Source organism: Pseudomonas sp. AAC (assembly GCF_000725445.1).
GTDB classification, from domain to species: domain Bacteria; phylum Pseudomonadota; class Gammaproteobacteria; order Pseudomonadales; family Pseudomonadaceae; genus Pseudomonas; species Pseudomonas citronellolis.
In genome coordinates, this window is record NZ_KL647096.1 from 611,207 (window position 1) to 635,010 (window position 23,804).

General features: G+C 68.6%; 17 protein-coding genes and 1 pseudogene. 11 read left to right on the top strand and 7 right to left on the bottom strand.

From position 1 onward, the window contains the following. The first annotated feature begins 55 nt into the window (after positions 1–55). The 6 genes from FG99_RS12545 to fdhA all read left to right on the top strand — a co-directional run bounded on the left by FG99_RS12545 (position 56) and on the right by fdhA (position 7,799). Positions 56–1,306 carry a sarcosine oxidase subunit beta gene (locus FG99_RS12545; RefSeq protein WP_009614658.1) on the top strand — a complete coding sequence of 417 codons (1,251 nt, stop codon included), beginning with the start codon at positions 56–58 and terminating at the stop codon, positions 1,304–1,306. A gap of 134 nt (positions 1,307–1,440) precedes the next feature. Next, positions 1,441–1,764 (top strand): sarcosine oxidase subunit delta, encoded by a 324-nt coding sequence (locus FG99_RS12550; RefSeq protein WP_009614657.1) that lies wholly within the window; start codon positions 1,441–1,443, stop codon positions 1,762–1,764. 2 nt (positions 1,765–1,766) lie between these two features. After that, positions 1,767–4,787: a sarcosine oxidase subunit alpha gene (locus tag FG99_RS12555; RefSeq protein WP_043269975.1), complete on the top strand. Its 3,021-nt coding sequence runs from the start codon at positions 1,767–1,769 to the stop codon at positions 4,785–4,787. A gap of 109 nt (positions 4,788–4,896) precedes the next feature. Then, entirely contained in the window at positions 4,897–5,532 is a 636-nt protein-coding gene (locus FG99_RS12560; protein ID WP_043269982.1) for a sarcosine oxidase subunit gamma, read from the top strand. Positions 5,533–5,587: 55 nt separating this feature from the next. Further along, positions 5,588–6,445 carry a formyltetrahydrofolate deformylase gene (purU, locus tag FG99_RS12565; RefSeq protein ID WP_043269984.1) on the top strand — a complete coding sequence of 286 codons (858 nt, stop codon included), beginning with the start codon at positions 5,588–5,590 and terminating at the stop codon, positions 6,443–6,445. Positions 6,446–6,599: 154 nt separating this feature from the next. After that, positions 6,600–7,799, top strand: a complete 1,200-nt coding sequence (fdhA, locus tag FG99_RS12570) for a formaldehyde dehydrogenase, glutathione-independent (RefSeq protein WP_043269987.1) — start codon at positions 6,600–6,602, stop codon at positions 7,797–7,799. Between the two features lie 541 nt (positions 7,800–8,340). Here fdhA and FG99_RS12575 read toward each other — a convergent pair. The 6 genes and pseudogenes from FG99_RS12575 to FG99_RS12595 form a co-directional block, all read right to left on the bottom strand. Next, a complete protein-coding gene (locus FG99_RS12575; protein WP_043269989.1) occupies positions 8,341–9,456 on the bottom strand; it encodes a class II histone deacetylase in 1,116 nt (371 codons plus the stop codon). Continuing rightward, the gene (locus FG99_RS12580; RefSeq protein ID WP_043269990.1) at positions 9,453–10,844 is read right to left on the bottom strand and encodes a purine-cytosine permease family protein; all 1,392 of its coding nucleotides are present in this window, start codon (positions 10,842–10,844) and stop codon (positions 9,453–9,455) included. The genes FG99_RS12575 and FG99_RS12580 overlap by 4 nt, the downstream gene beginning before the upstream one ends. A gap of 61 nt (positions 10,845–10,905) precedes the next feature. Continuing rightward, on the bottom strand, positions 10,906–11,940 hold the full coding sequence (locus FG99_RS12585) for an ABC transporter substrate-binding protein (protein WP_043269994.1): 1,035 nt from the start codon (positions 11,938–11,940) through the stop codon (positions 10,906–10,908). A gap of 228 nt (positions 11,941–12,168) precedes the next feature. After that, positions 12,169–13,551, bottom strand: coding sequence for an aspartate aminotransferase family protein (locus tag FG99_RS12590; RefSeq protein WP_043269996.1), 1,383 nt, complete (start codon positions 13,549–13,551; stop codon positions 12,169–12,171). 39 nt (positions 13,552–13,590) lie between these two features. Continuing rightward, positions 13,591–13,664 (bottom strand): annotated as a pseudogene (locus tag FG99_RS33220) (hypothetical protein); the annotation flags it as partial. Positions 13,665–13,709: 45 nt separating this feature from the next. Further along, the gene (locus tag FG99_RS12595; RefSeq protein ID WP_043269998.1) at positions 13,710–15,200 is read right to left on the bottom strand and encodes an aldehyde dehydrogenase; all 1,491 of its coding nucleotides are present in this window, start codon (positions 15,198–15,200) and stop codon (positions 13,710–13,712) included. A 285-nt stretch (positions 15,201–15,485) separates the two neighbouring features. On the opposite strand from FG99_RS12595, the gene FG99_RS12600 reads away from it, so the two are divergent. From FG99_RS12600 to FG99_RS12620, 5 genes are all read left to right on the top strand, one after another. Beyond that, positions 15,486–16,421 (top strand): LysR family transcriptional regulator, encoded by a 936-nt coding sequence (locus FG99_RS12600; protein WP_043270000.1) that lies wholly within the window; start codon positions 15,486–15,488, stop codon positions 16,419–16,421. A 152-nt stretch (positions 16,422–16,573) separates the two neighbouring features. Further along, positions 16,574–17,659: an IS110 family RNA-guided transposase gene (locus FG99_RS12605; protein WP_081884617.1), complete on the top strand. Its 1,086-nt coding sequence runs from the start codon at positions 16,574–16,576 to the stop codon at positions 17,657–17,659. A gap of 424 nt (positions 17,660–18,083) precedes the next feature. Then, entirely contained in the window at positions 18,084–19,112 is a 1,029-nt protein-coding gene (locus tag FG99_RS12610) for a DUF5924 family protein (RefSeq protein WP_009614640.1), read from the top strand. Between the two features lie 73 nt (positions 19,113–19,185). Then, positions 19,186–20,025 carry an acyl-CoA thioesterase gene (locus FG99_RS12615; RefSeq protein ID WP_043270005.1) on the top strand — a complete coding sequence of 280 codons (840 nt, stop codon included), beginning with the start codon at positions 19,186–19,188 and terminating at the stop codon, positions 20,023–20,025. Positions 20,026–20,140: 115 nt separating this feature from the next. After that, entirely contained in the window at positions 20,141–23,104 is a 2,964-nt protein-coding gene (locus FG99_RS12620) for an autotransporter outer membrane beta-barrel domain-containing protein (RefSeq protein ID WP_043270007.1), read from the top strand. Positions 23,105–23,391: 287 nt separating this feature from the next. Here the strand turns inward: FG99_RS12620 and FG99_RS12625 are convergent, their stop codons facing one another. Continuing rightward, on the bottom strand, positions 23,392–23,793 hold the full coding sequence (locus FG99_RS12625) for a GFA family protein (RefSeq protein WP_009614637.1): 402 nt from the start codon (positions 23,791–23,793) through the stop codon (positions 23,392–23,394). Positions 23,794–23,804: the final 11 nt, after the last annotated feature.

Below are 23,804 nucleotides of genomic sequence, written 5' to 3' on the forward strand. Positions count from 1 at the left end.
AGGGCCCGCTCCTACAGGTAGAACGCCGCGACACGAGATTTTCAGGAGCACCCACATGCAACGCTACTCCGGCTTCGGCCTGTTAAAGCACTCACTGAGCCACCACGAGAACTGGCAGCGCATGTGGCGCACGCCCACGCCCAAGCCGGTGTACGACGTGGTCATCGTCGGCGGCGGCGGCCATGGCCTGGCCACGGCCTACTACCTGGCCAAGGAACACGGCATCCGCAACATCGCGGTGGTGGAGAAGGGCTGGCTGGGCGGCGGCAACACCGCGCGCAACACCACCATCGTCCGCTCCAACTACCTGTGGGACGAGTCAGCGCAGCTCTACGAGCACGCCATGAAGCTGTGGGAAGGCCTGTCCCAGGACCTCAACTACAACGTCATGTTCTCCCAGCGCGGCGTCTACAACCTCTGCCACACCCTGCAGGACATGCGCGACGGCGAGCGCCGCGTCAGCGCCAACCGCCTCAACGGCGTGGACGGCGAGCTGCTGAACGCCCAGCAGGTGGCCGAGGAAATCCCCTACCTGAACTGCACCAAGAGCGCCCGCTACCCGATCATGGGCTCCACCGTGCAGCGCCGCGGCGGCGTGGCCCGCCACGACGCGGTGGCCTGGGGCTTCGCCCGCGCCGCCGACGCCCTGGGCGTGGACCTGATCCAGCAGACCGAGGTCATCGGCTTCCGCAAGCAGGACGGCGCGGTAATCGGCGTCGAGACCAACCGCGGCTTCATCGGCGCCAAGCGCGTCGGCGTGGTCACCGCGGGCAACTCCGGGCACATGGCCAAGCTCGCCGGCTTCCGCCTGCCGATCGAATCGCACCCGCTGCAGGCCCTGGTTTCCGAGCCGCTGAAGCCGATCATCGACAGCGTCATCATGTCCAACGCCGTGCACGGCTACATCAGCCAGTCGGACAAGGGCGACCTGGTCATCGGCGCCGGCATCGACGGCTACAACGGCTACGGCCAGCGCGGCTCTTATCCTGTGATCGAGCACACCCTGCAGGCCATCGTCGAGATGTTCCCGGTGCTCTCCCGCGTGCGCATGAACCGCCAGTGGGGCGGCATCGTCGACACCACCCCGGACGCCTGCCCGATCATCGGCAAGACCCCGGTGAAGAACCTGTTCTTCAACTGCGGCTGGGGCACCGGCGGCTTCAAGGCCACCCCCGGCTCGGGCAACGTCTTCGCCGCCACCCTGGCGACCGGCGAGCCGCACCCGCTGGCCGCACCCTTCTCCATCGAACGTTTCCACAGTGGCGCGCTGATCGACGAACACGGCGCGGCCGCCGTCGCACATTGAACATTCGCCCGCAGGGCGACAACTGATTCCCCTCTCCCGCTTGCGGGAGAGGGTGCCCGAAGGGCGGGAGAGGGTGGTTCGGCGAAGAGCCGGCGCCCCGCCTCCCACGGAAGGCAACCCCGGAGGTTTAGACCATGCTTCACATCTTCTGCCCCCATTGCGGCGAGCTGCGCTCCGAAGAGGAATTCCACGCCAAGGGCCAGGCGCACATCCCGCGCCCGCTGGACCCCGGCGCCTGCACCGACGAGGAGTGGGGCGACTACATGTTCTTCCGCGACAACCCGCGCGGCATCCACCACGAGCTGTGGGTGCACGCCGCCGGCTGCCGGCAGTACTTCAACGCCACCCGCCACACCGTGACCTACGAGATCCTCGAAACCTACAAGATCGGCGAGAAACCCAGCGTGACCAGCGCCGAGAAGAAACCCGCCGCCCAGCCCGCAGTCGCGAAGGCCTGAACATGAGCCAGATCAATCGCCTTTCCCGTGGCGGTCGCATCGACCGCAGCAAGCCGCTGACCTTCACCTTCAACGGCCAGCAATACCAGGGCTTCGCCGGCGACAGCCTGGCCGCCGCCCTGCTGGCCAACGGCGTCGACGTGGTCGGCCGCAGCTTCAAGTACTCCCGCGCCCGCGGCATAGTCGCGGCCGGCGCCGAGGAGCCCAACGCCATCCTGCAGATCGGCTCGCGCGAGGCCACCCAGGTGCCCAACGTGCGCGCCACCCAGCAGGCCCTGTACCCGGGCCTGGTGGCCAGCAGCACCAATGGCTGGCCGAACGTGCAGAACGACCTGATGGGCGTGTTCGGCAAGGTCGGCGGCAAGATGATGCCCCCCGGCTTCTACTACAAGACCTTCATGTACCCGCAGTCCATGTGGCTGACCTACGAGAAGTACATCCGCAAGGCCGCCGGCCTTGGCCGCGCACCCACCGAGGTCGACCCGGACAGCTACGACTGGATGAACCGCCACTGCGACGTGCTGGTGGTCGGCGCCGGCCCCGCCGGCCTGGCCGCGGCCCTGGCTGCCGCGCGCACCGGCGCCCGGGTGATCCTGGCCGACGAGCAGGAAGAGTTCGGCGGCAGCCTGCTGGACACCCGCGAGACCCTCGACGGCAAGCCCGCCGCCGAATGGGTGGCGCAGGTGCTGGCCGAGCTGAAGTCGCTGCCGGAAGTCGTGCTGCTGCCGCGCGCCACGGTGAACGGCTACCACGACCACAACTTCCTCACCATCCACGAGCGCCTCACCGACCACCTGGGTGAAACCGCGCCGCTGGGCCAGGTGCGCCACCGCGTGCACCGCGTGCGCGCCAAGCGCGTGGTGCTCGCCGCCGGCGCCCACGAGCGGCCGCTGGTGTACGCCAACAACGACCTGCCGGGCAACATGCTGGCCGGCGCGGTCTCCACCTACGTGCGCCGCTACGGCGTGGCGCCGGGCAAGAAGCTGGTGCTCTCCACCAACAACGACTACGCCTACCGCGTGGCCCTGGACTGGCAGGAAGCCGGCCTGGAAGTGGTGGCCATCGCCGACGCCCGCGCCAACCCGCGCGGCGAGTGGGTGGAAGAAGCCCGCAAGCGCGGCATGCGCGTCATCACCGGCAGCGCGGTGATCGAAGCCCGCGGCGGCAAGCGCGTGAGCGGCGCGAAAATCGCCGCCATCGACCCCATCCGCCTGAAGGTCACCGCCCCCGGCGACTGGCTGGACTGCGACCTGATCGCCAGCTCCGGCGGCTACAGCCCGGTGGTGCACCTGGCCTCGCACCTGGGCGGCAAGCCCGAGTGGCGCGAGGACATCCTCGCCTTCGTCCCCGGCGAAGGCCTGCAGAAGCGCATCTGCGCAGGCGCCGTGAACGGCGTGTTCCGCCTCGCCGACAACCTGCAGGACGGCTACAACGCCGGTACCCAGGCCGCCGAGGACGCCGGCTTCAAGGCCGTCGCAGGCGAGCTGCCGAAGGCTTCCGAGCGGGTCGAGGAGCCGACCGTGGCACTGTTCCAGGTGCCCCACGAGAAGCCCACCTCCCGTGCGCCCAAGCAATTCGTCGACCCGCAGAACGACGTCACCGCCGCGGCCATCGAACTGGCCTGCCGCGAGGGCTTCGAGTCCATCGAGCACGTCAAGCGCTACACCGCGCTGGGCTTCGGCACCGACCAGGGCAAGCTGGGCAACATCAACGGCCTGGCCATCGCCGCCCGCGCCCAGGGCAAGAGCATCGCCGAGACCGGCACCACCATGTTCCGCCCGAACTACACCCCGGTGACCTTCGGCGCCGTGGCCGGCCGCCACTGCGGCCACCTGTTCGAGCCGGTGCGCTTCACCGCCCTGCACGCCTGGCACGTGAAGAACGGCGCCGAGTTCGAGGACGTCGGCCAGTGGAAGCGCCCCTGGTACTTCCCCAAGGCCGGCGAGGACATGCACGCCGCCGTGGCCCGCGAATGCCGCGCGGTGCGCGAGTCGGTGGGCCTGCTGGACGCCTCCACCCTGGGCAAGATCGACATCCAGGGCCCGGACGCCCGCGAGTTCCTCAACCGCGTCTACACCAACGCCTGGACCAAGCTGGACGTGGGCAAGGCCCGCTACGGCCTGATGTGCAAGGAAGACGGCATGGTCTTCGACGACGGCGTGACCGCGTGCCTGGCGGACAACCACTTCGTCATGACCACCACCACCGGCGGCGCCGCCCGCGTGCTGGAGTGGCTGGAGCTGTACCACCAGACCGAATGGCCGGAGCTGAAGGTGTACTTCACCTCGGTCACCGACCACTGGGCCACCCTGACCCTGTCCGGCCCCAACAGCCGCAAGCTGCTGGCCGAGGTCACCGACATCGACCTGGACAAGGACGCCTTCCCCTTCATGACCTGGAAGGAAGGCAAGGTGGCCGGCGTGCCGGCGCGGGTATTCCGCATCTCCTTCACCGGCGAGCTCTCCTACGAGGTGAACATCCAGGCCAACTACGCCATGGGCGTGCTGGAAGCCATAGTCGAGGCCGGCAAGAAGTACAACCTGACCCCGTACGGCACCGAGACCATGCACGTGCTGCGCGCCGAGAAGGGCTTCATCATCGTCGGCCAGGACACCGACGCCTCGGTGACCCCGGACGACCTCAACATGGGTTGGGCCGTGGGCCGCACCAAGCCCTTCTCGTGGATCGGCTGGCGCGGCATGAACCGCGCCGACTGCCTGCGCGAAGACCGCAAGCAACTGGTCGGGCTGAAACCTACCAACCCCATGGACGTGCTGCCCGAAGGCGCCCAGCTGGTGTTCACCACCCAGCAGTCGATCCCGATGAACATGGTCGGCCACGTCACCTCCAGCTACATGAGCAGCACCCTCGGCTACGGCTTCGCCCTGGCGGTGGTCAAGGGCGGCCTCAAGCGCATGGGCGAGAAGGTCTACGCGCCCCTGGTCGACGGCCGGGTGATCGAGGCGGAAATCTGCAGCTCGGTGTTCTACGACCCGAAAGGCGAACGGCAGAATGTGGATTAAGAGCAGCTGCAAGCGGTAAGCGACAAGCCGCAAGCGAAGGCCGAGCCCTCCTCCGACGGGGGGAGGGCGTCAGGATTCCAGGGCGCACGGCGCCCCAAGGTGAATACGAATGAGCAAGGCAAACCTCTACCAGCAATGCCCCAAAGCCGGGGTGAAAGTCGAGACCCCGCTGCACCACGCCGAGCTGGACAAGCTCGCCGGCCGCAGCGTCGCCAACGCCGGCATCACCCTGCGCGAGAAGAAGCTGCTGGGCCACCTGACCCTGCGCGGCAGCGCCCATGACGCGGCCTTCGCCGAAGGCGTGCACAAGGCCCTGGGCCTGGAGCTGCCGGTGGCCCTGGGCCTGGTGGCCAAGGGCGAGGTCTCGCTGCAGTGGCTAGGCCCGGACGAGTGGCTGCTGATCGTCCCCGGCGGCGAGGAATTCACTGTTGAGAAGAAGCTGCGCGAAACCCTCGGCGAAGACCTGCACTACTCGGTGGTCAACGTCAGCGGCGGGCAGACCCTGCTGGAACTCACCGGGCCGAAGGTGCGCGAACTGCTGATGAAGTCCACCAGCTACGACGTGCACCCGAGCAACTTCCCGGTGGGCAAGGCGGTGGGCAGCATCTTCGCCAAGTCCCAGTGCGTGATCCGCCACACCGGCGAGGACACCTGGGAACTGGTGGTGCGCCGCAGCTTCGCCGACTACTTCTGGCTGTGGCTGCAGGACGCCAGCGCCGAGTACGGCCTGCAGATCGCCGCCTGATCCCGGCGGGCGGGCCACCCGGCCCGCCCTCCCGCGTCGCCACCGGAGCCACGCCATGAGCCGCACCCCCGATACCTGGATCCTCACCGCCGACAGCCCGAGCCTGCTCGGCACCGTCGACGTGGTGACGCGCCACCTGTTCGAACAGCAGTGCTACGTCACCGAGCACCACTCCTTCGACGACCGCCTGGCCCAGCGCTTCTTCATCCGCGTGGAATTCCGCGCCCCGCCCGGCTTCGACGAGGCGGCCTTCCGCGCCAGCCTGGCCGAGCGCGTCGAGCCCTTCCAGATGAAGACCGAACTGACCCCGCCGGGCTACCGCAGCAAGGTGGTGATCATGGTCTCCAAGGCCGACCACTGCCTGAACGACCTGCTCTACCGCCAGCGCATCGGCCAGCTGCCGATGGACGTGGTGGCGGTGGTCTCCAACCACCCGGACCTGGAGCCCCTGGCGCGCTGGCACGGCATCCCCTACCACCACTTCGCCCTCGACCCGCAGGACAAGGCCGCCCAGGAAGCCAAGGTGTGGCAGGTGATCGAGCAAAGCGGCGCGGAACTGGTGATCCTCGCCCGCTACATGCAGGTGCTCTCCCCCGAGCTGTGCCGCAGGCTGGACGGCTGGGCGATCAACATCCACCACTCGCTGTTGCCCGGCTTCAAGGGCGCCAAGCCCTACCACCAGGCGTACCAGAAGGGCGTCAAGCTGGTCGGCGCCACCGCCCACTACATCAACAACGACCTCGACGAGGGCCCGATCATCGCCCAGGGCGTCGAGGCCGTGGACCACGCCCACTACCCCGAGGACCTGATCGCCAAGGGCCGCGACGTCGAGTGCCTGACCCTGGCGCGGGCGGTGGGCTACCACATCGAGCGGAGGGTGTTCCTCAACGCGAATCGGACGGTGGTTCTCTAAAAAGAGCAGTTGGAAGCGGGAAGCCTGAAGCTGGAAGCATGCGGCCTGGCTTCAAGCTTCGCGCTTTGAGCTTCCAGCTCGAATTCCCAGTGCAAAGCCGCGTGGCCGCCGCGCCGCGCATTTGTACCCACAACGACAAAAAAGAGGAATGCGTATGTCTGGCAATCGTGGTGTGGTTTATCTCGGCCCAGGTAAGGTCGAAGTTCAGAACATCCCCTATCCCAAGATGCAGGACCCGCAAGGTCGGCAGATCGACCACGGGGTGATCCTGCGGGTGGTCTCCACCAACATCTGCGGCTCCGACCAGCACATGGTGCGCGGCCGCACCACCGCGCCCACCGGCCTGGTGCTGGGCCACGAGATCACCGGCGAGGTGGTGGAGATCGGCCGCGGCGTGGAAACCATGAAGATCGGCGACCTGGTCTCGGTGCCCTTCAACGTCGCCTGCGGCCACTGCCGCACCTGCAAGGAGCAGCACACCGGCGTCTGCCTGACGGTCAACCCGGCCCGCGCCGGCGGCGCCTACGGCTACGTCGACATGGGCGGCTGGGTCGGCGGCCAGGCCGAATACGTGCTGGTGCCCTACGCCGACTTCAACCTGCTGAAGCTGCCGGACCGCGAGAAGGCCATGGAGAAAATCCGCGACCTGACCTGCCTGTCCGACATCCTGCCCACCGGCTACCACGGCGCGGTCACCGCCGGCGTCGGCCCGGGCAGCAGCGTGTACATCGCCGGCGCAGGTCCCGTCGGCCTGGCGGCTGCGGCTTCTGCCCGCCTGCTGGGCGCCGCGGTGGTGATCATCGGCGACGTCAACCCGACCCGCCTGGCCCACGCCAAGGCCCAGGGCTTCGAGATCGCCGACCTGTCCAAGGACACCCCGCTGCACGAGCAGATCGCCGACCTGCTGGGCGAGCCGGAAGTGGACTGCGCGGTCGACGCGGTGGGCTTCGAGGCCCGCGGCCACGGCCATTCCGGTTCGCAGCACGAGGCCCCGGCCACCGTGCTCAACTCGCTGATGGGCATCACCCGGGTGGCCGGCCAGATCGGCATCCCGGGCCTGTACGTCACCGAGGACCCGGGCGCGGTGGACGACGCCGCCAAGCACGGCAGCCTGAGCATCCGCTTCGGCCTGGGCTGGGCCAAGTCGCACAGCTTCCACACCGGCCAGACCCCGGTGATGAAGTACAACCGCCAGCTGATGCAGGCGATCATGTGGGACCGCATCAAGATCGCCGACATCGTCGGGGTGGAAGTCATCACCCTGGACGAAGCGCCCAAGGGCTACGGCGAGTTCGATGCCGGCGTGCCGAAGAAATTCGTCATCGACCCGCACAACCTGTTCCGCGCCGCCTGAGCCGCGGCCAGCGCTCCGACCGCGGCGTCCCCCGCCGCGGTTTCTCTCCAGGGGAGCCTTCGGGCTCCCTCTTTTTTTGCGCCGCATTCCCCTGTAGGAGCGCGCCCTGCGCGCGAATCGCGGGCAGGGCCCGCTACGGTAAACATGACGCCCCGTGCCTCAACGGCCCCTCACCCTAACCCTCTCCCGGGGGGAGAGGGGACCGTTCGGCGTGTGCGGGGAGGCTGGGGTCAGCCGGAGACAAAGGACTCCGCGCCGCATGCTCTTCGTAGGAGTCCCGTAGGATGGGTTGAGCTTGCGATACCCATCGCTACCACCGCATGGGTATCGCAAGCTCAACCCATCCTACGAAAAGCACCTCGGTGCAGCCGGCAAGACAGGGCGTAGGGCGTATAACCGTTCGCGGTTATACGCCGCTACACCGCTCCCGACACTCACGCCACGGCAGAATCGGGCGACCACGCATAGACAACGCCTGGCTCATCTTCATCGCCATCGGTGATGAAGGCCAAACGGCGTATAACGCGGAGCGTTATACGCCCTACGCCAGCCCGAGCTTCTGCGCCATGCGCTCGATGGCCTGGCGCTGGAAGGCGCGGAAGTCCGCGTCCGGCTGCTGGCCTTCGAGCATCGGCAGGAAGGGGTCGACCACCTCGGTGGCCACCCCGGCCAGTTCCTCGATCACCGCGTGGCCGCAGAAGGGCACGTAGGCTTCGGCGTAGCCGCCCTCGTGGACCAGCACCAGGCGCCCGTCGCACAGGCGCTCGGCGGCCTCGCGCACGCTGGCGGTGAGGGCGCGGAAGGTCTCGCTGTGGGCGAGCATGCGCGCCAGCGGGTCCACGCCGTTGGCGTCGAAGCCGCAGGCGACCACGATCAGCTCCGGACGGAAGCGCTCCAGGGCCGGCACTATGATGCGTTCCATGGTGTGGCGATAGGCGTCGTCGCCGCTGCCGGGGTACAGCGGCACGTTGACGTTGGCGCCCAGGCCGGCGCCTTCGCCCTGCTCTTCCACGGCGCCGGAACCCACCGGGAAGCAGTCGGCCTGGTGGATCGACAGAGTCAGCACGTCGTCGCGGCCATAGAAGATCGACTGGGTGCCGTTGCCGTGGTGCACGTCCCAGTCCAGCACGGCGACGCGGCGGATGCCGTGGCGCGCCTTGGCCGCCTCCACCGCCACGGCGATGTTGGCCAGGTAGCAGAAGCCCATGCCGCGGTCGGCCAGGCAATGGTGGCCCGGCGGCCGCGACAGCGCGTAGGCGTTGTCCAGCTCGCCGCTGAGCACCGCGTCCACCGCGGCGATGGCCAGCCCGGCGGACTGCCGGGCGATCTCGTAGGTGCCGGGGCCGACCATGGCCTCCTCGCCCAGCTCGCCGTGGCCGGCATCGCTCATGGCCTTGAAGCGTTGCAGGTAGTCCAGCGGGTGGACGCGCAGCAGGTCCTCCTCGCTGGCCAGCGGCGCGCTGGAAAGCTTGAGCTTCGCGCTCAGGCCCGAGACATCCATCAGGCTCTTCAGCCGCCGCTTGCTCTCCGCCGACTCGGCATGGCCGCTGCCGGCCGGCGGCTGCAGCCAGCCGCCCACCGGGAGGATCAGCGCGTGCAGCCCGGCGGCGTGCCAGAAGCAGCGCTCGTCGAAGAAGAAACCGCTGCGCCGGCTCATGCGCGGGCCTCCGCCAGGGCGCGCTGGCGCTTGCGGCTGAACAGCCAGTAGACCGGCGAGACCACGCCCAGGCCGACGATCCAGGAAATGTCGGCGCCGTTCATGGCGCGCGCCACCACCCCGGTGTACAGCTCGGTGGACATGAACGGCACCTGCACCAGGATGCCCAGCACGTAGCAGTTCACCGCGGTCCAGTTGAAGGTGCCGTAGATGCCGCCGTCGCGGCGGAAGAACGACAGCACGTCGTACTGGCCGTGGGCGACCAGGTAATAGTCGACCAGGTTGATCGCGCTCCAGGGCACCAGCACGTAGAGCAGCAGCAGGATGAAGTTGGTGTAGTTGGCCATGAAGTCGTCCTGGCCGAGCAGGGCGATGGCCAGCGAGCCGCCGAACAGGCTCAGGGCGATCAGCGCGCGCCAGCCGGCGCCGGCCGCCCAGGCCGGGATCAGCGTCTGGCCGACGGTGATCGCCGAGAGCGTGCCGCAGTACAGGTTCATGGCGTTGGTGGCGGCGATGCCGATGGAGAACACCGCCACCAGCACGGCGCTGAAGCCGCCGGTCATGCCGATCAGCCCGGCGACCACGTCGCCGCCATCCAGGCACAGGCCGACGATCACGCCCAGGACCATGGGCAGGATCGAGCCCAGGCAGCAGCCCCAGTAGCTGGACCAGAACGCGGTGCGCGCGCCGGTGTCCTGCGGCATGTAGCGCGAGTAGTCGGAAACGTAGGGGGCGTAGGCCAGCTGCCAGAGCGCGGCGATCGACAGCGCGCCGAGGAAGCCTGGCAGGTTGAAGCCGTTGCGCTGCAGGAAGTCCGCCGGCAGGCCGTGGATGAACAGCACCCAGGCGAAGCTGACCAGCAGCACCGCGCCGGACAGCCAGGACATCAGCCGGGTGTAGCCGTGGATCAGGCGGTAGCCGAAGACGGTGGCGACGACGCTGACCAGGCCCACCAGCAGGATGCCGGCGTTGGTGGCCACGGCCGGGAAGCGCGCGTGCAGCGTCTGGCCGCCGAGCACCAGGTTGGAGGCGAAGAAGCCCAGGTACATGATCACCACCAGGGCCACCACCAGCAGCGAGCCGAAGGAGCCGAACTGGCCGCGCGTCTGCACCATCTGCGGCACGCCCAGCTGCGGGCCCTGGGCCGAGTGCAGGGCCATGAACACCCCGCCCACCAGGTTGCCCAGCACCAGCGCCAGCAGCGCGGCGACGAAGGACAGCTGGAACACGGTGACGGCCAGCGCCCCCGTGACCACGGTGAGCAGCATGATGTTGCTGCCGAACCAGATGGTGAAGAGGTCGCGGGCGCGGCCGTGGCGTTCGTGCCGGGCGATGGGCTGGATGGTGCTCAGCTCCAGGGTCGCCGCCGGGGTTTGCGTCGTTGTCATTGTGGTTCTCGCAAGGCAAAGCGGTGCCCGGCACGCCGGGCACTCGGGTTGGCCGGGGGCCTCAGCGGGCCGCCCAGGCGTTGAAGCGCAGTTCCAGTTCCTCGCCGTGGTCGACCCAGAAGGCCGAGTCCACCGAGCGGGCGCCCTGCAGGTTGGCCGGGGCGGTGGGCAGCGCGGCCTGCACGTCGGCCGGCAGCAGTTCCAGGGTGCCCTTGTGCACCGGGCCGTAGGGGATGTTCTCGGAGAACACCTTCTGCGTCTGCGGCTGGCTGGCGAAGGCGATGAACTTCTCGGCCAGCGCCTTGTTCGGCGTGCCCTTGACCACCGCCCAGTATTCCGGGTCGTAGAGGCTGCCCGGCCAGACGATGGCCAGCGGCACGCCTTCCTTCTGCGCGGCGGCGATGCGGCCGTTGTAGGCGGCGCTCATCACCACGTCGCCGGCGGCCAGCCACTGCGGCGGTTGCGCGCCGGCTTCCCACCACTGGATGTAGGGCTTGATCTCGTCGAGTTTCTTGAAGGCGCGGCTGACGCCCTCGGGGGTGCCCAGCACCTTGTACAGGTCCTCGGGCTTCACGCCGTCGGCCAGCAGGGCCACTTCCAGGGTGTACTTGGCGCCCTTGCGCAGGCCGCGCTTGCCCGGGTAGTCCTTGACGTTCCAGAAGTCCGCCCAGGAGGTCGGCGCCTTGGCCAGGCGCTTGCTGTCGTAGGCCATGACCATCGACCAGACGTAGGTGGCCACGCCGCACTCGCTGAAGGTGCCGGGGACGAATTTCGACTCGTCGCCGATGGCGGCCGGGTCGATGCGCTCGAACAGGCCCTCGTCGCAGCCGCGCAGCAGCTCGGGGCTTTCCACCTCGACCACGTCCCAGGTGACCTTGCCGACGTTGACCATGGCCTTCACCTTGGCCATCTCGCCGTTGTACTCGCCGGCGATCACCTTGCCGGCGCCGCTGGCATCGAAGGGTTTGAAGTAGGCCTTGTCCTGGGCGGCCTTGGTGGCGCCGCCGAAGGAGATCACCGTGAGATCCTGCGCCTGGGCGGCGCCGGTGGCGGCGAGGACCGCGCAGGCGAGGATGCAATGCAAGGACGATTTCATGGAACGAACTCCCACAGCCGGTTGGCGTTGTTGGTTTGGATTGCTGGGCAGTTGCCGAACGGGCGGCAAAAAGGTTCCACGGCACGGGCCTGCGTGGGCCCGCGGCGTTGTTGTTCGGTTGTGGCGAAGGGCGCTGCTCGCAGGAGGGGATGTGCGCGGCGATACCCATCGATGGGTATCGCTGCGCTCAACGCCATCCTACGGAAGGCAGCGCCTGCGAGACTGGCGTCAGAGCACGCCGATCTCTTTCGCGGTGCGGTCCACCGCGATGCGCGTCTTGTCCACCAGCTCGTCCAGCTCGGCGCGGCCGGCGACCAGGGCCGGGGCCATGATCACGCGGCCGAGGGTGGAACGGATGATCACGCCTTCCTCGAAGCCGATGGTGCGGCAGCGCCAGGCCAGGTCGTTCTCGTTGTCGAAGCGCTTGCGGGTGGCCTTGTCCTGCACGAACTGCAGCGCCGCCACCAGGCCGGCGCCCTGGATCTCGCCGATCAGCGGGTGGTTGCCGAACACCTCGCGCAGGCACTGCTGCAGGTAGGGGCCGGTGTCGTTCTTGACCTGGGTGACGATGCCCTCGTCGCGCAGCGCCTTGAGGTTGGCCACGGCCACCGCCGCCGCCACCGGGTGGCCGGAGTAGGTCAGGCCGTGGGCGAACACGCCGCCCTGCTCCACCAGCACCTCGGCGATGCGCTTGCTCAGCACCAGGCCGCCCATGGGGATGTAGCCGCTGGTCAGGCCCTTGGCGATGGACAGGGTGTCCGGCTCGAAGCCGAAGTGCTGGTGGGCGAACCATTCGCCGGTGCGGCCGAAGCCGCCGATCACTTCGTCGGCGCACAGCAGCACGTCGTACTTGCGGCAGATGCGCTGGATTTCCGGCCAGTAGCTCTCCGGCGGGAAGATCATGCCGCCGGCGCCCTGGAAGGGCTCGGCGATGAAGCCGGCGACGTTCTCGGCGCCCAGCTCGAGGATCTTGTCCTCCAGCTGCTGTGCGCAGCGGCGGCCGAATTCCTCGGGGGTGAGGTCGCCGCCGTTGGCGAACCAGTAGGGCTCGTCGATGTGGGCGATGTCCGGGATCATGCCGCCCATCTCGTGCATGAACTTCATGCCGCCCAGCGCGGTGGCCGCCAGGGTCGAGCCGTGGTAGCCGTTCCAGCGGCCGATCATGATCTTCTTCTGCGGCTTGCCGAGGATCTGCCAGTAGCGGCGCACGGTGCGGATCAGCACCTCGTTGGATTCGGAGCCGGAGTTGGTGTAGATGGCGTGGCTGTAGTGGCCCGGCACCAGGCTGAAGAGCAGCTCGGACAGCTCGATCACCGCCGGGTGGGTGGTGTGGAAGAACATGTTGTAGTACGGCAGCTGGTCCATCTGCGCGCTCGCCGCGGCGGTCAGGTCCTTGCGCCCGTAGCCCAGCTGGGTGCACCACAGGCCGGACATGCCGTCCAGGTAGCGGTTGCCGTCGTTGTCCCACAGGTACAGGCCCTCGCCGCGCACCATCACCCGCGGGCCTTCGGCGTTCAGTGCCTTCTGGTCGAGGAAGGCGTGGATGTGGTGGGCCGCGTCGGCCGCCTGGTAGTCGCGGGTTTCGCGTTGCGCTTTGGTGTTGTCGGTCATCGACTTTCTCCTAGTTCCCTCGGCGGTGCTCCGGCAGCCGGCCTGAGGGGTTTGCAGGGGATCGAGGGCGACGGACTTACCTGGGCAGTCTCACCGGCCGTCTCGAGCGGTTCGCCGGGGCAGCACGGGCCGGCGGTGCGCCGGCCCCGGGCCTGCCCTCAGCGCAGCTGGAACCAGGTGGTTTTCAGCTGGGTGTACTTGTCGAACGAATGCAGCGACAGGTCGCGGCCGAAGCCGGACTGCTTGCCGCCGCCGAAGGGGATGGCCGGGTCCAGCGCGTCCACGGTGTTCACCGACACGGTGCCGACGTTCAACCGGCCGGCCACGCGGTGGGCGCGGTTGAGGTCGTCGCTCCACACCGAGGCGGCCAGGCCGAAGGGGCTGTCGTTGGCCAGGCGCAGGGCCTCGTCCTCGCTGTCGAAGGCGGTCACCGCCAGCACCGGGCCGAAGACTTCCTCGCGGGCCAGGCGCTGCTGCGGGTCGACGTTGGTGAAGATGGTCGGCTCGATGAAGTTGCCCGACCCATTGAAGCTCAGCTGGCGGCCGCCGCAGGCCAGGGTAGCGGCGCTGCCGCGGGTTTCCTCGATGAAGCGCAGGATGCTGGCGGTCTGCTTGGCGTCGACGATGGCGCCGGCGCGGCTGGCCGGGTCCAGCGGGTCGCCCGGGGCCCAGTCGCGGGCCTTGGCGATCAGGCACTCGACGAATTCGTCGTGGATGGAACGCTCCACCAGCAGCCGCGAGTTGGCCGAGCAGACCTCGCCCTGGTTGAAGAAAATGCCGAATGCCGCTTTTTCAGCCGCAAGATCGAGGTCGCGGCAATCGGCGAACACGAGGTTCGGGCTCTTGCCGCCACACTCCAGCCACACCTGCTTGAGGTTGGACTGGGCGGAATACTGCATGAAGTACTTGCCCACTTCGGTGGAGCCGGTGAACACCAGGCAGTCCACGTCCGGGTGCAGGCCCAGGGCCTTGCCGGCGTGCTCGCCGAGGCCCGGCACCACGTTCAGCACGCCTTCGGGCAGGCCGGCCTCCAGGGCCAGCTCGGCCAGGCGCAGGGCCGAGAACGGCGACTGCTCGGCCGGCTTGAGCACCACCGAGTTGCCGGCGGCCAGGGCCGGGGCCAGTTTCCAGGCGGCCATGTCGAGGGGGAAGTTCCACGGCACCACGGCGCCGATCACGCCCAGGGGCGCGCGGGTGATGGTGGCCAGGGCGTTGGGCGCGGTCGGGGCGACCTGGTCGTAGAGCTTGTCCAGGGCCTCGGCGTACCAGGAGAAGACGCCGGCGGCGCCGGGCACGTCGATGTTCCAGGCGTCCATCACCGGCTTGCCCATGTTCAGCGAGTCCAGCAGGGCCAGCTCGTCGCGGTGGGCCAGCATCAGCTCGGCCAGCTTCAGCAGCACGGCCTTGCGCTCGCGCGGCGCCATGCGCGCCCAGGGGCCCTGCTCGAAGGCACGGCGGGCGCTGCGCACGGCGGCGTCGACTTCGGCCGCGCCGCAGGCGGCGACGTTGGCCAGCAGGCGGTTGGTGGCCGGGTCGATGGATGCGAAGGTGGCGCCGTCGGCGGCGGCCATGCGGCGGCCATCGATCAGGGCGGCGTCGATGAAGGTCTGGCGGGCTGCACGCTGCTGCCAGTCGCTGAGTTGATACACCAGGGCACTCCTGCTCACGAGCAATTATTGTTTTGTTCTGTGGTGCCCTGATGGTCGCGCATGCCCCGGCGGAGGAAAAATATTAAATATGTCTTCGGGGTATATGAAAAAGCTGGGCAGGCGCGCACCGGCAAAGTGCGCCATGCTGGGTTATGGTGCGGCACCTGGAGGCGCCTCGGCGCTCCCCGGCGCCTGCCGGCGGGCCCGATCCTTGCTTTCCGATGAACCGATGACACAACGAGAGCGCGCACGCCACCGGCGAAGCCGCGCCATAGAGGTCTTGCAGTGGCTTCCTATACCTTGCGGCAATTGAAGTATTTCGTGACCACAGTGGAATGCGGCAGCGTGGCCGAGGCCTCGCGCAAGCTCTACATCGCCCAGCCGTCGATCTCCACGGCGATCAAGGGCCTGGAAGAGAGCTTCGGCGTGCAGCTGTTCATCCGCCACCACGCCCAGGGCGTGTCCCTCACCCCCAGCGGCGCGCGCTTCTACCGCAAGGCCCAGGAACTGCTGCGCATGGCCCACGAGTTCGAGCAGAACGCCCTGGCCGACAACGACGTGGTGGCCGGGCAGATCGACCTGGCCTGCTTCGAGACGGTGGCGCCACTGTACCTGCCGCGGCTGATCGCCGGCTTCCGCGAGCGCTACCCGGGGGTGGAGATCCGCATCCGCGACGGCGAGCAGCAGGAACTGGTGCAGGGCCTGACCTCCGGGCGCTTCGACCTGGCCCTGCTGTACCGCCACGACCTCGACGGCACCATCGAGACCGAGCCGCTGATGCCGGCGCAGCGCCCCTACGCCCTGCTCCCGGCCGACCACCGCTTCGCCCGCCAGGCCCAGGTGTCGCTGCGCGACCTGGCGCTGGAGCCGATGATCCTGCTCGACGTGCAGCCCAGCCGCACCTACTTCGTGAGCATCTTCGAGGAACTGGGGCTGACGCCGAACATCGCCTTCAGCTCGCCCTCCATCGAGATGGTGCGCGGCATGGTCGGCCAGGGCTTCGGCTTCTCGGTGCTGGTCACCCGGCCGCATTCGGAATGCACCTACGACGGCAAGAAGGTGGTGATGGTGAACATCGCCGAAGACGTCAGCGCCTCCGGCCTGGTGGCCGCCTGGCTCAAGCGCGCCCAGCTGACCAAGCCGGCGCGGCTGTTCGTCGACTATGCCCGCGAGGAGTTGAGTGGCGGGGTGGCGTCAGAGCCCGCACACCAGCCTTCGTAGGATGGGTTGAGCGGAGCGATACCCATCCTACGGGGCTGAATGCCAACCCTTGTAATTGGATGGACTCACCCTCACCAAGGCGTCGAGGCGCCACGGTGGCGGTCTAAGAAGCCACCGACAGTGAGGGTGAGTCCATGAAAAAGCATACGACGATGAATAAGCCGGTGTCTGCAACCGATGTATCGGTGTGCACGACAGTCGCCGTGGATCTGGCGAAAAAGGTCTTCCAGGTGGCGGGGGAAGACGCCCTGGGTCAACTGGCGTACGAACAGCGAATCAAGTCGCGTGAAGCGTTTCAGGTGTTTCTGCAGAAGCTGCCGGAGGGCGTGACGGTGCTGATGGAGACCGGCCCTGGAGCACAAGCCTGGGCCCGGCTGCTGCAGGCGCAGGGCAACCCGGTGCGTATCCTGCCGGCCCAGCGGGTGGCCGAGCACCGGAGCGGAGCGAAGAATGATCGCAATGATGCCCACGCCATTCTGCGGGCGGGCCGGGATAGCAGTATCGCGTCGGTGCCGGTGAAGAGCGTCGCGGCACTGGCGATGCAGGCCTGGCACCGTGTCCGGCGGGGCTATGTGCGGCGGCGCACCGCCATGGGTAATCAGATCCGCGGGCTGCTGCTGGAGCAGGGTATCGCCCTGGCGCAGGGGGATGTGGGCTTGAAGCAAGGTGTCACCCGGGTGCTGGAAGACGCTAGACAGCCGTTGCCGGCGCTGCTGCGCGAGCTGATCGACGAGATGCTGAACGAATGGAAACGGCTGGGCGAGCGTATCGCCGCGCTGACCGGGCGTCTGGAAGCCTGTGCCGCCGCCGACCCGACAGCCAAACGGCTGATGACGGTACGTGGTATCGGTCCGATCACGGCTACGGCCTTGCTGGCCAAACAGGTCGAGCCGGAACGTTTCGCCAATGCGCGTCAGTTCGCTGCCTACTTCGGCATCGTGCCCGACCAGCACAGCAGCGGGCAGAAGGTAAGGCTGGGCAAGATGACCAAACGTGGCGACGCCTATGTGCGCAGCCTGATGGTGGTGGGCTCGCATGCGGTGTTGAAGCAACTGCGGCCCGATTCCGAACACCCGGATGATCGGCGCCTGCAGCGCTGGCTACAACGTCTGGGGCGCAAGGGCGCAGCAGTGCGACTGGCCAACCGCAACCTGCGTATCGCCTGGGTGCTGCTGTGCAGCGAACAAACCTACCAGCGCAAGCCGAATGCTTGCCGGGAGATGGAAATGAGCCACTGATCAACGAGTTCCCGCCAACGGGGCGCCAAGTCGCTCCAACCCTTGCTGAAGAACATTGACCCCTGGTCAGACCGTCGCGGATCGATGCCTACGCTCCTACCGGCCTTCGAGGCCTCTTTGTAATCGGCATTCCGCGGGCTTACCCAATGTTGGCCAGAAGCCCGACGTGGCTTCCTCGAACAGGCCTAATACATAGATGCAGTCGGGTTTTCATGTTCAAAAGCGGGTTGACGGTGGGGGTGAGTCCATACATAGGAGCGGGCCCTGCCCGCGAATCGCGCCGGAACCGCCGGCTATCGCGGACAAGGTCCGCTCCTACGAAGAGCCGCCGGCCACCCTACCCTCCGTCCAGCGCCGCTGCCCCGCGCCCGGCACAAGCGCTACAATCCCCGCCCTTCCGGTTGTCCGGCTTCGGCCCTTCGTCATGCTTGTGTTGAAATCCCGCGTGCAGCGCCTGATCGCGCTGGCCCTCTCGCTCCTGGAACGCTACCCGCGGCTGGTCGCCCTGTTCGGCTTCTGCTCGGGGCTGTTCAGCTTCATGATGGTCGACCGCCACCGCGCCGGCTTCGCCCGCGCCATGGCCATCGTCATGCTGGTCAGCTGGCTCTGGCTGATGCTGGAGAACCTGCTCACCCAGCGCTTCAAGGAGCGCTTCGGCTGGTCGGTGCCGCCGGGGCTGCTGCGCTACGCGACCCAGTTGATCCACCAGGAAAGCCTGTTCTTCGTCCTGCCGTTCTTCTTCGTCACCACCACCTGGAACAGCGGCCAGGCCCTGTTCACCGGCGCCCTGGGGCTGGCCGGGCTGATCGCCATCACCGACCCGGTCTACTACAAGTGGCTGGCGCCGCGGCGCTGGACCTTCCTCGGCTACCACACCCTGACGCTGTTCGCCGTGCTGCTCACCGCGCTGCCGCTGATCCTCCAGCTGAGCACCCCGGAAAGCTACCGCTGGGCCCTGGGCATCGCCGTGGCGCTGTCCTTCCCCAGCCTGGTGGTGTCGGTGGGCATCCACAAGTGGTGGCGCTGGTTCGCCCTGCTCGGCCTGACCCTGTGCATCGGCGTGGTCGGCTGGTTCGGCCGCGCCTGGGTGCCGCCGTCTACCCTGTGGCTGGCGGAAATGGCGGTCACCGAGCAGTTCGACAACAGCCAGCGCACCCCCGGCGACAGCGTCGAGCAGGTCGGCGCCGCGCAGATCCGCGCCCAGGGCCTCTACGCCTACACCGCCATCAGCGCCCCGCGCGGCCTGGACGAGCGCATCTTCCACGTGTGGCTGCACAACGGCCGGGAAGTCGACCGCATCGCCCTGGACATCCACGGCGGCCGCGAGGCCGGCTACCGCGCCTGGACGCACAAGCAGAACTTCCCCGCCGACCCGACCGGGCGCTGGCAGGTGCAGGTGATCACCGAGGTCGGCCAGGTGATCGGCACCCTGCGTTTCGAGGTCACGCCCTGACCGCCCGGTTCGCTTGACCGCGCCCGGGCCGCTCCCCTAAAAGGACCGGATACCCGCGCCGAGAGCACCGAGCATGACCGACTCCGCCCTGCACCCCTTCGACCGCGCCCTGGCCCTGGAAGCCGACGCCCGCGACGCCGACCTGTTCCACGGCCACACCAGCGCCGACTACTGGAACATGGTCGGGCCCTTCGGCGGCATCACCGCCGCCACCCTGCTGCAGGCCGTGCTGCGCCACCCGCAGCTGCTCGGCGCGCCCGTCGCGCTGACGGTGAACTTCGCCGCCGCCATCGAGGCCGGCGCCTTCGCCGTGCGCGCCACGCCGATCCGCACCAACCGCTCCACCCAGCACTGGCTGCTGCAGCTGAGCCAGGTGGACGGCGACGGCGTGGAGCAGGTCTCCACCACCGGCACCGCGGTCACCGCCCTGCGCCGCGAGACCTGGAGCGAACTCGACCTGGCGCGCCCGCAGGCCACGGCGCCGGCGCAGACGCCGCCGCTGAACACTAGCGGCAAGGGCGTGGCCTGGGCTCAGCAGTATGAGATGCGCGCCATCGACGGCGCCTTCCCCAGCACCTGGGACGGCAGCGGCGAGCACAGCCGCACCCGCCTCTGGCTGCGCGACGCCCAGCCGCGGGCGCTGGACTTCCCGGCGCTGGCGGCGATGAGCGACATCTTCTACCCGCGCGTCTGGCTGCGCCGCGCCACCCCGGTGCCGGCCGGCACCGTGTCGATCACCACCTACTTCCACACCGACGCCGCGCAGCTGGCCGAAGTCGGCAGCGGCTACCTGCTCGGCGAGGCCCGCGGCCAGGCCTTCCGCAACGGCTACTTCGACCAGGCCGCGGAGCTGTGGAGCGAGGCCGGCGAGCTGCTCGCCACCAGCAACCAGATCGTCTACTACAAGCAGTGACGGCAAGGGCCGGGCGCCCCGCGCCCGGCCTTGGCAAAAAGCCAGCATGGTTACAAAAACGTAAGATTGCATCGCTATAAACGACGGCCACTTCCAGAAGAAAAAGGTCGTCGCCATGTCGTTCAAGCCTTCCCCGCTGGCATTCAGCATCGCCCTCGTCTTCAGCGCCGGCGCCCACGCCGCGCCCGCCGGCCCCATCGTCATCAGCACGCCCAGCACCAGCAAGCAGACGCTCTCCGGCGAGGCCAGCCTGCAGGTCACCGCAAGCGGCAGCATCACCGCCAGCGACAAGACCGTCGCCCTGAAGGACGCCACCAGCGGCGCCGGCGTGGTGGTCGACAACAGCGGGCAGATCACCGCCAGCAACGGCCGCGCCATCGAAAGCTCGGGCAGCACCGCGACCACCCGCAACTACCGGATCTACAACCGCGCCGGCGCCAGCATCAGCGCCAGCGACGACGCGGTGCGGGTGAAGGACGGCTTCGACAGCGGCAGCCTGCTGCTGGACAACGCCGGCAGCATCCGCTCGACCAGCGGCCAGGCGGTGGACTTCGACGACCTGCGCAGCGGCGTGCCGGTGACCATCATCAACCGCGAGACCGGCGTCATCCACGGCGACGGCAACGACGGCATCCGCCCCGGCGCCAACGCCAGCATCACCAACTACGGCGAGATCAGCAGCGGCGACATGATCGACGCCGACGCCAAGAACGACGGCATCGACTTCCAGGACGCCGAGGGCGGCAGCGTCTACAACCACGGGCTGATCTCCGGCGGCCGCCACGGCATCACCACCGACGTCGGCGCCACCCTGGTCAACTACGCCGACGGCGTGATCATCGGCCGCAACGGCTCGGGCTACGGCTCCGACGGCAACGGCACGGTCAGCAACTACGGGCGCATCACCGGCGCCTACAACGGCCTGGTGCCCGATGGCGACGGCGATGGCGTGGACATCGACCTGATCGGCCACATCGAGAACCACGGGATCATCGAAGGCACAGGCGCGGCCGGCGTCGACAAGGGCGGCCAGCCCAACGGCAGCGAAGGCATCGCCATGGGCGGCGGCAGCGTCTACAACGCCGCCGGCGCGCTGGTCAGCGGCGCCAGCCGCGGCATCCTGGTGGACGACGGCTCCGCCGGCAGCGGCTACGGCGCCACCACCCTGGAGAACCACGGCACCATCGAAGGCCTGGCCTCCAGCGGCGTGAGCCTGGTCGGCGACTTCGCCGACAGCGTGATCAACGACGGCCTGATCCACGGCGGCAACGGCATCGCCCTGGAACTGGGCGGTGGCGACGACAGCCTGACGCTGCTCGCCGGCAGCCGCTTCGAAGGCCTGGTGGACGGCGGCGACGGCCATGACCGGGTGAGCTTCGACGACGCCCGCGGCGGCAGCTTCGGCCAGAGCCGCAACTTCGAGCGCCTGGAGGTGCGCCAGGGTGCCTGGACCCTCACTGGCAGCGGCGACTTCAGCGAAGGCGGCGAAGTCTTCGCCGGCGCCCAGCTGATCAACCAGGGCGGCATCGCCGGCAGCCTGCTGGTGGACAGCGGCGCCAGCTACGCCGGCAGCGGCAGCGTCGGCGGCCTGGACGTCAGCGGCACCCTGCTGGCCAACCCGCAACAGGGCGCCACCCACGTGACCGGCGACCTGGCCCTGCGCAGCGGCTCGACCCTGGCCTACGGCGTGGAGGCCGACGGCAGCCACGCCACCCTGCAAGTGGATGGCAGCGCGACGCTGGACGGCGCGCGCCTGGCGCTGCAGGCCGGGCCCGGCAACTACCCCTGGCAGAGCAGCTACCAGGTGCTGGACGCCAGCGGCGGCGTCAACGGCCGGTTCGCCGAGGTCAGCAGCAACTTCGCCTTCCTCACCCCGAGCCTCGGCTACGGCGCCAACAGCGTGGACCTGCAACTGACACGCAACGACGTGCAGTTCGCCGACCTGGCCAGCAGCGGCAACGGCCGCAACGCCGCCAGCGCCCTGCAGGGCCAGGGCATGGGCCAGCTGTACAACGCGCTGATCACCAGCGACGCCGGCAACGCCGGCCGCGCCGTGGAACAGCTGGCCGGCGCCAGCAACGCCAACCTGGCCGCCGCCACCCTGGCCGGCAGCCAGGCGGTGGGCGGCGCCATGCTCGGCGCGCTGCGCCAGCTCGGCGGCGGCCTGCTGGTGGCCAGCGACGAGCGCGACACCCCGCAGCTGGCCGCCCTCGGCGTGCCCAGCGAGGCGCGCAACCTGAACGACCCGAACGCCGCCGGCCGCCTCTGGCTGCAAGGCATCGGCAGCCACGGCCAACTGGACGGCGAGCACGGCAGCGGCGACCTCGACCAGAACACCGGCGGCACCCTGCTGGGCGCCGACTGGGCGCTGGACGGCCAATGGCGCCTGGGCGTGCTGGGCGGCTACTCGCACACCGACCTCGACGGCCAGGGCGGCGCCTCCGGCGACATCGACAGCTGGCACCTGGGCACCTACGCCCTGCGCCAGGACGGCCCGCTGGCCCTGCGCCTGGGCGCGGCCTACAGCAGCCACGACGGCGAGAGCAAACGCCGCGTCGAGTTCGACGGCTTCAGCGACCACCCCAAGGGCGACTACGACGCCCACAGCTGGCAGGCCTTCGCCGAGGCCGGCTACCAGCTCGGCGACGGCCGCCTGAGCGCCGAGCCCTACGCCAACCTCGGCTACCAGTACTACAAGCGCGACGCCTACGACGAAAAAGGCGGCGCCGCGGCCCTGCACGTGGACGAGCAAAGCCAGCACAACCTCAGCAGCACCCTGGGCCTGCGCACAGCCTGGCTCACCAGCCTGGACAACGGCATGAGCCTGACCCCGCGCCTGGGCCTGGGCTGGCGCCACACCTACGGCGATCTGGACAGCAGCACCCGCCAGGCCTTCCTCGCCGGCGGCGGCGCCTTCAGCGTCCAGGGCACGGCGCTGGACCGCAACAGCCTGCTGCTGGACGTAGGCCTCGACCTGGGCCTGTCGGCCCGCCACAGCATCGGCCTGGCCTACAGCGGCGAGAAAGGCAGCCAGGCGCAGAACCATGCGCTGATCGCGCAGTGGCAGATGGTGTTCTAAAGCATGCCAGGGGCTTTTCGTAGGAGCGAGCTTGCTCGCGAACAGCAGTCAGCCGGCGAGGTTCGGTGTGTGGCCTGAAGAGCGCCCTCTCCCTAACCCTCTCCCTGAAGGGAGAGGGGACCGTTGGGCAGGCACTGATGTTCTGGAGTCAGCCGGCTAGCACCGTGACTACCGGCTGAAACCATTCCTCCTCTCGGCACGGACAAGCCCCCTCTCCCTTCAGGGAGAGGGCTGGGGAGAGGGTACGGAACCGATCCAGCGCACAAGAACCGCCGGCTAGCTCGCTCCTACAAAACCTCCTCATCCTCCCCCGGCAACTGCTCATCCAGATGCAGCCAAGCAACCCGGCTCTTCACCCAAACATGCCTTTGCGGCGGCGCCACCTCCGGGTGATCGAAGGTCGCAACAGTCACATCCAACGTCTCCGGCGTCCGCTCCGTCTCGAACACCACCTGCGCCCCACAGTTGCCACAGAACAACCGACGATTGCCCGGACTCGACACATAGCAGGCCGGCGTCCCCTTCAACCAACGGAAACTACTGCGCGGCACCGTCGCCCAAGTCACCACCATGCCCCCACTGCTACGCCGACAGATCGAGCAATGGCAGTGGCCGACATCGTCCAGCTCCGCAGTGAACTCATAACGCAGGGCACCACAATGGCAGCCCCCTTGGTGGGTCTGGCTCATGGCCGGGCTCC

Excerpts from the sequence above, each read along its gene's own strand:
- FG99_RS12610 (WP_009614640.1), top strand. The coding sequence starts at position 18,084 with ATGCTTGTGTTGAAATCCCGCGTGCAGCGCCTGATCGCGCTGGCCCTC.
- FG99_RS12605 (WP_081884617.1), top strand. The coding sequence starts at position 16,574 with ATGAATAAGCCGGTGTCTGCAACCGATGTATCGGTGTGCACGACAGTC.
- FG99_RS12555 (WP_043269975.1), top strand. The coding sequence starts at position 1,767 with ATGAGCCAGATCAATCGCCTTTCCCGTGGCGGTCGCATCGACCGCAGC.
- purU (WP_043269984.1), top strand. The coding sequence starts at position 5,588 with ATGAGCCGCACCCCCGATACCTGGATCCTCACCGCCGACAGCCCGAGC.
- FG99_RS12580 (WP_043269990.1), bottom strand. The coding sequence starts at position 10,844 with ATGACAACGACGCAAACCCCGGCGGCGACCCTGGAGCTGAGCACCATC.
- fdhA (WP_043269987.1), top strand. The coding sequence starts at position 6,600 with ATGTCTGGCAATCGTGGTGTGGTTTATCTCGGCCCAGGTAAGGTCGAA.
- FG99_RS12560 (WP_043269982.1), top strand. The coding sequence starts at position 4,897 with ATGAGCAAGGCAAACCTCTACCAGCAATGCCCCAAAGCCGGGGTGAAA.
- FG99_RS12620 (WP_043270007.1), top strand. The coding sequence starts at position 20,141 with ATGTCGTTCAAGCCTTCCCCGCTGGCATTCAGCATCGCCCTCGTCTTC.
- FG99_RS12585 (WP_043269994.1), bottom strand. The coding sequence starts at position 11,940 with ATGAAATCGTCCTTGCATTGCATCCTCGCCTGCGCGGTCCTCGCCGCC.
- FG99_RS12615 (WP_043270005.1), top strand. The coding sequence starts at position 19,186 with ATGACCGACTCCGCCCTGCACCCCTTCGACCGCGCCCTGGCCCTGGAA.
- FG99_RS12575 (WP_043269989.1), bottom strand. The coding sequence starts at position 9,456 with ATGAGCCGGCGCAGCGGTTTCTTCTTCGACGAGCGCTGCTTCTGGCAC.
- FG99_RS12550 (WP_009614657.1), top strand. The coding sequence starts at position 1,441 with ATGCTTCACATCTTCTGCCCCCATTGCGGCGAGCTGCGCTCCGAAGAG.
- FG99_RS12545 (WP_009614658.1), top strand. The coding sequence starts at position 56 with ATGCAACGCTACTCCGGCTTCGGCCTGTTAAAGCACTCACTGAGCCAC.
- FG99_RS12590 (WP_043269996.1), bottom strand. The coding sequence starts at position 13,551 with ATGACCGACAACACCAAAGCGCAACGCGAAACCCGCGACTACCAGGCG.
- FG99_RS12625 (WP_009614637.1), bottom strand. The coding sequence starts at position 23,793 with ATGAGCCAGACCCACCAAGGGGGCTGCCATTGTGGTGCCCTGCGTTAT.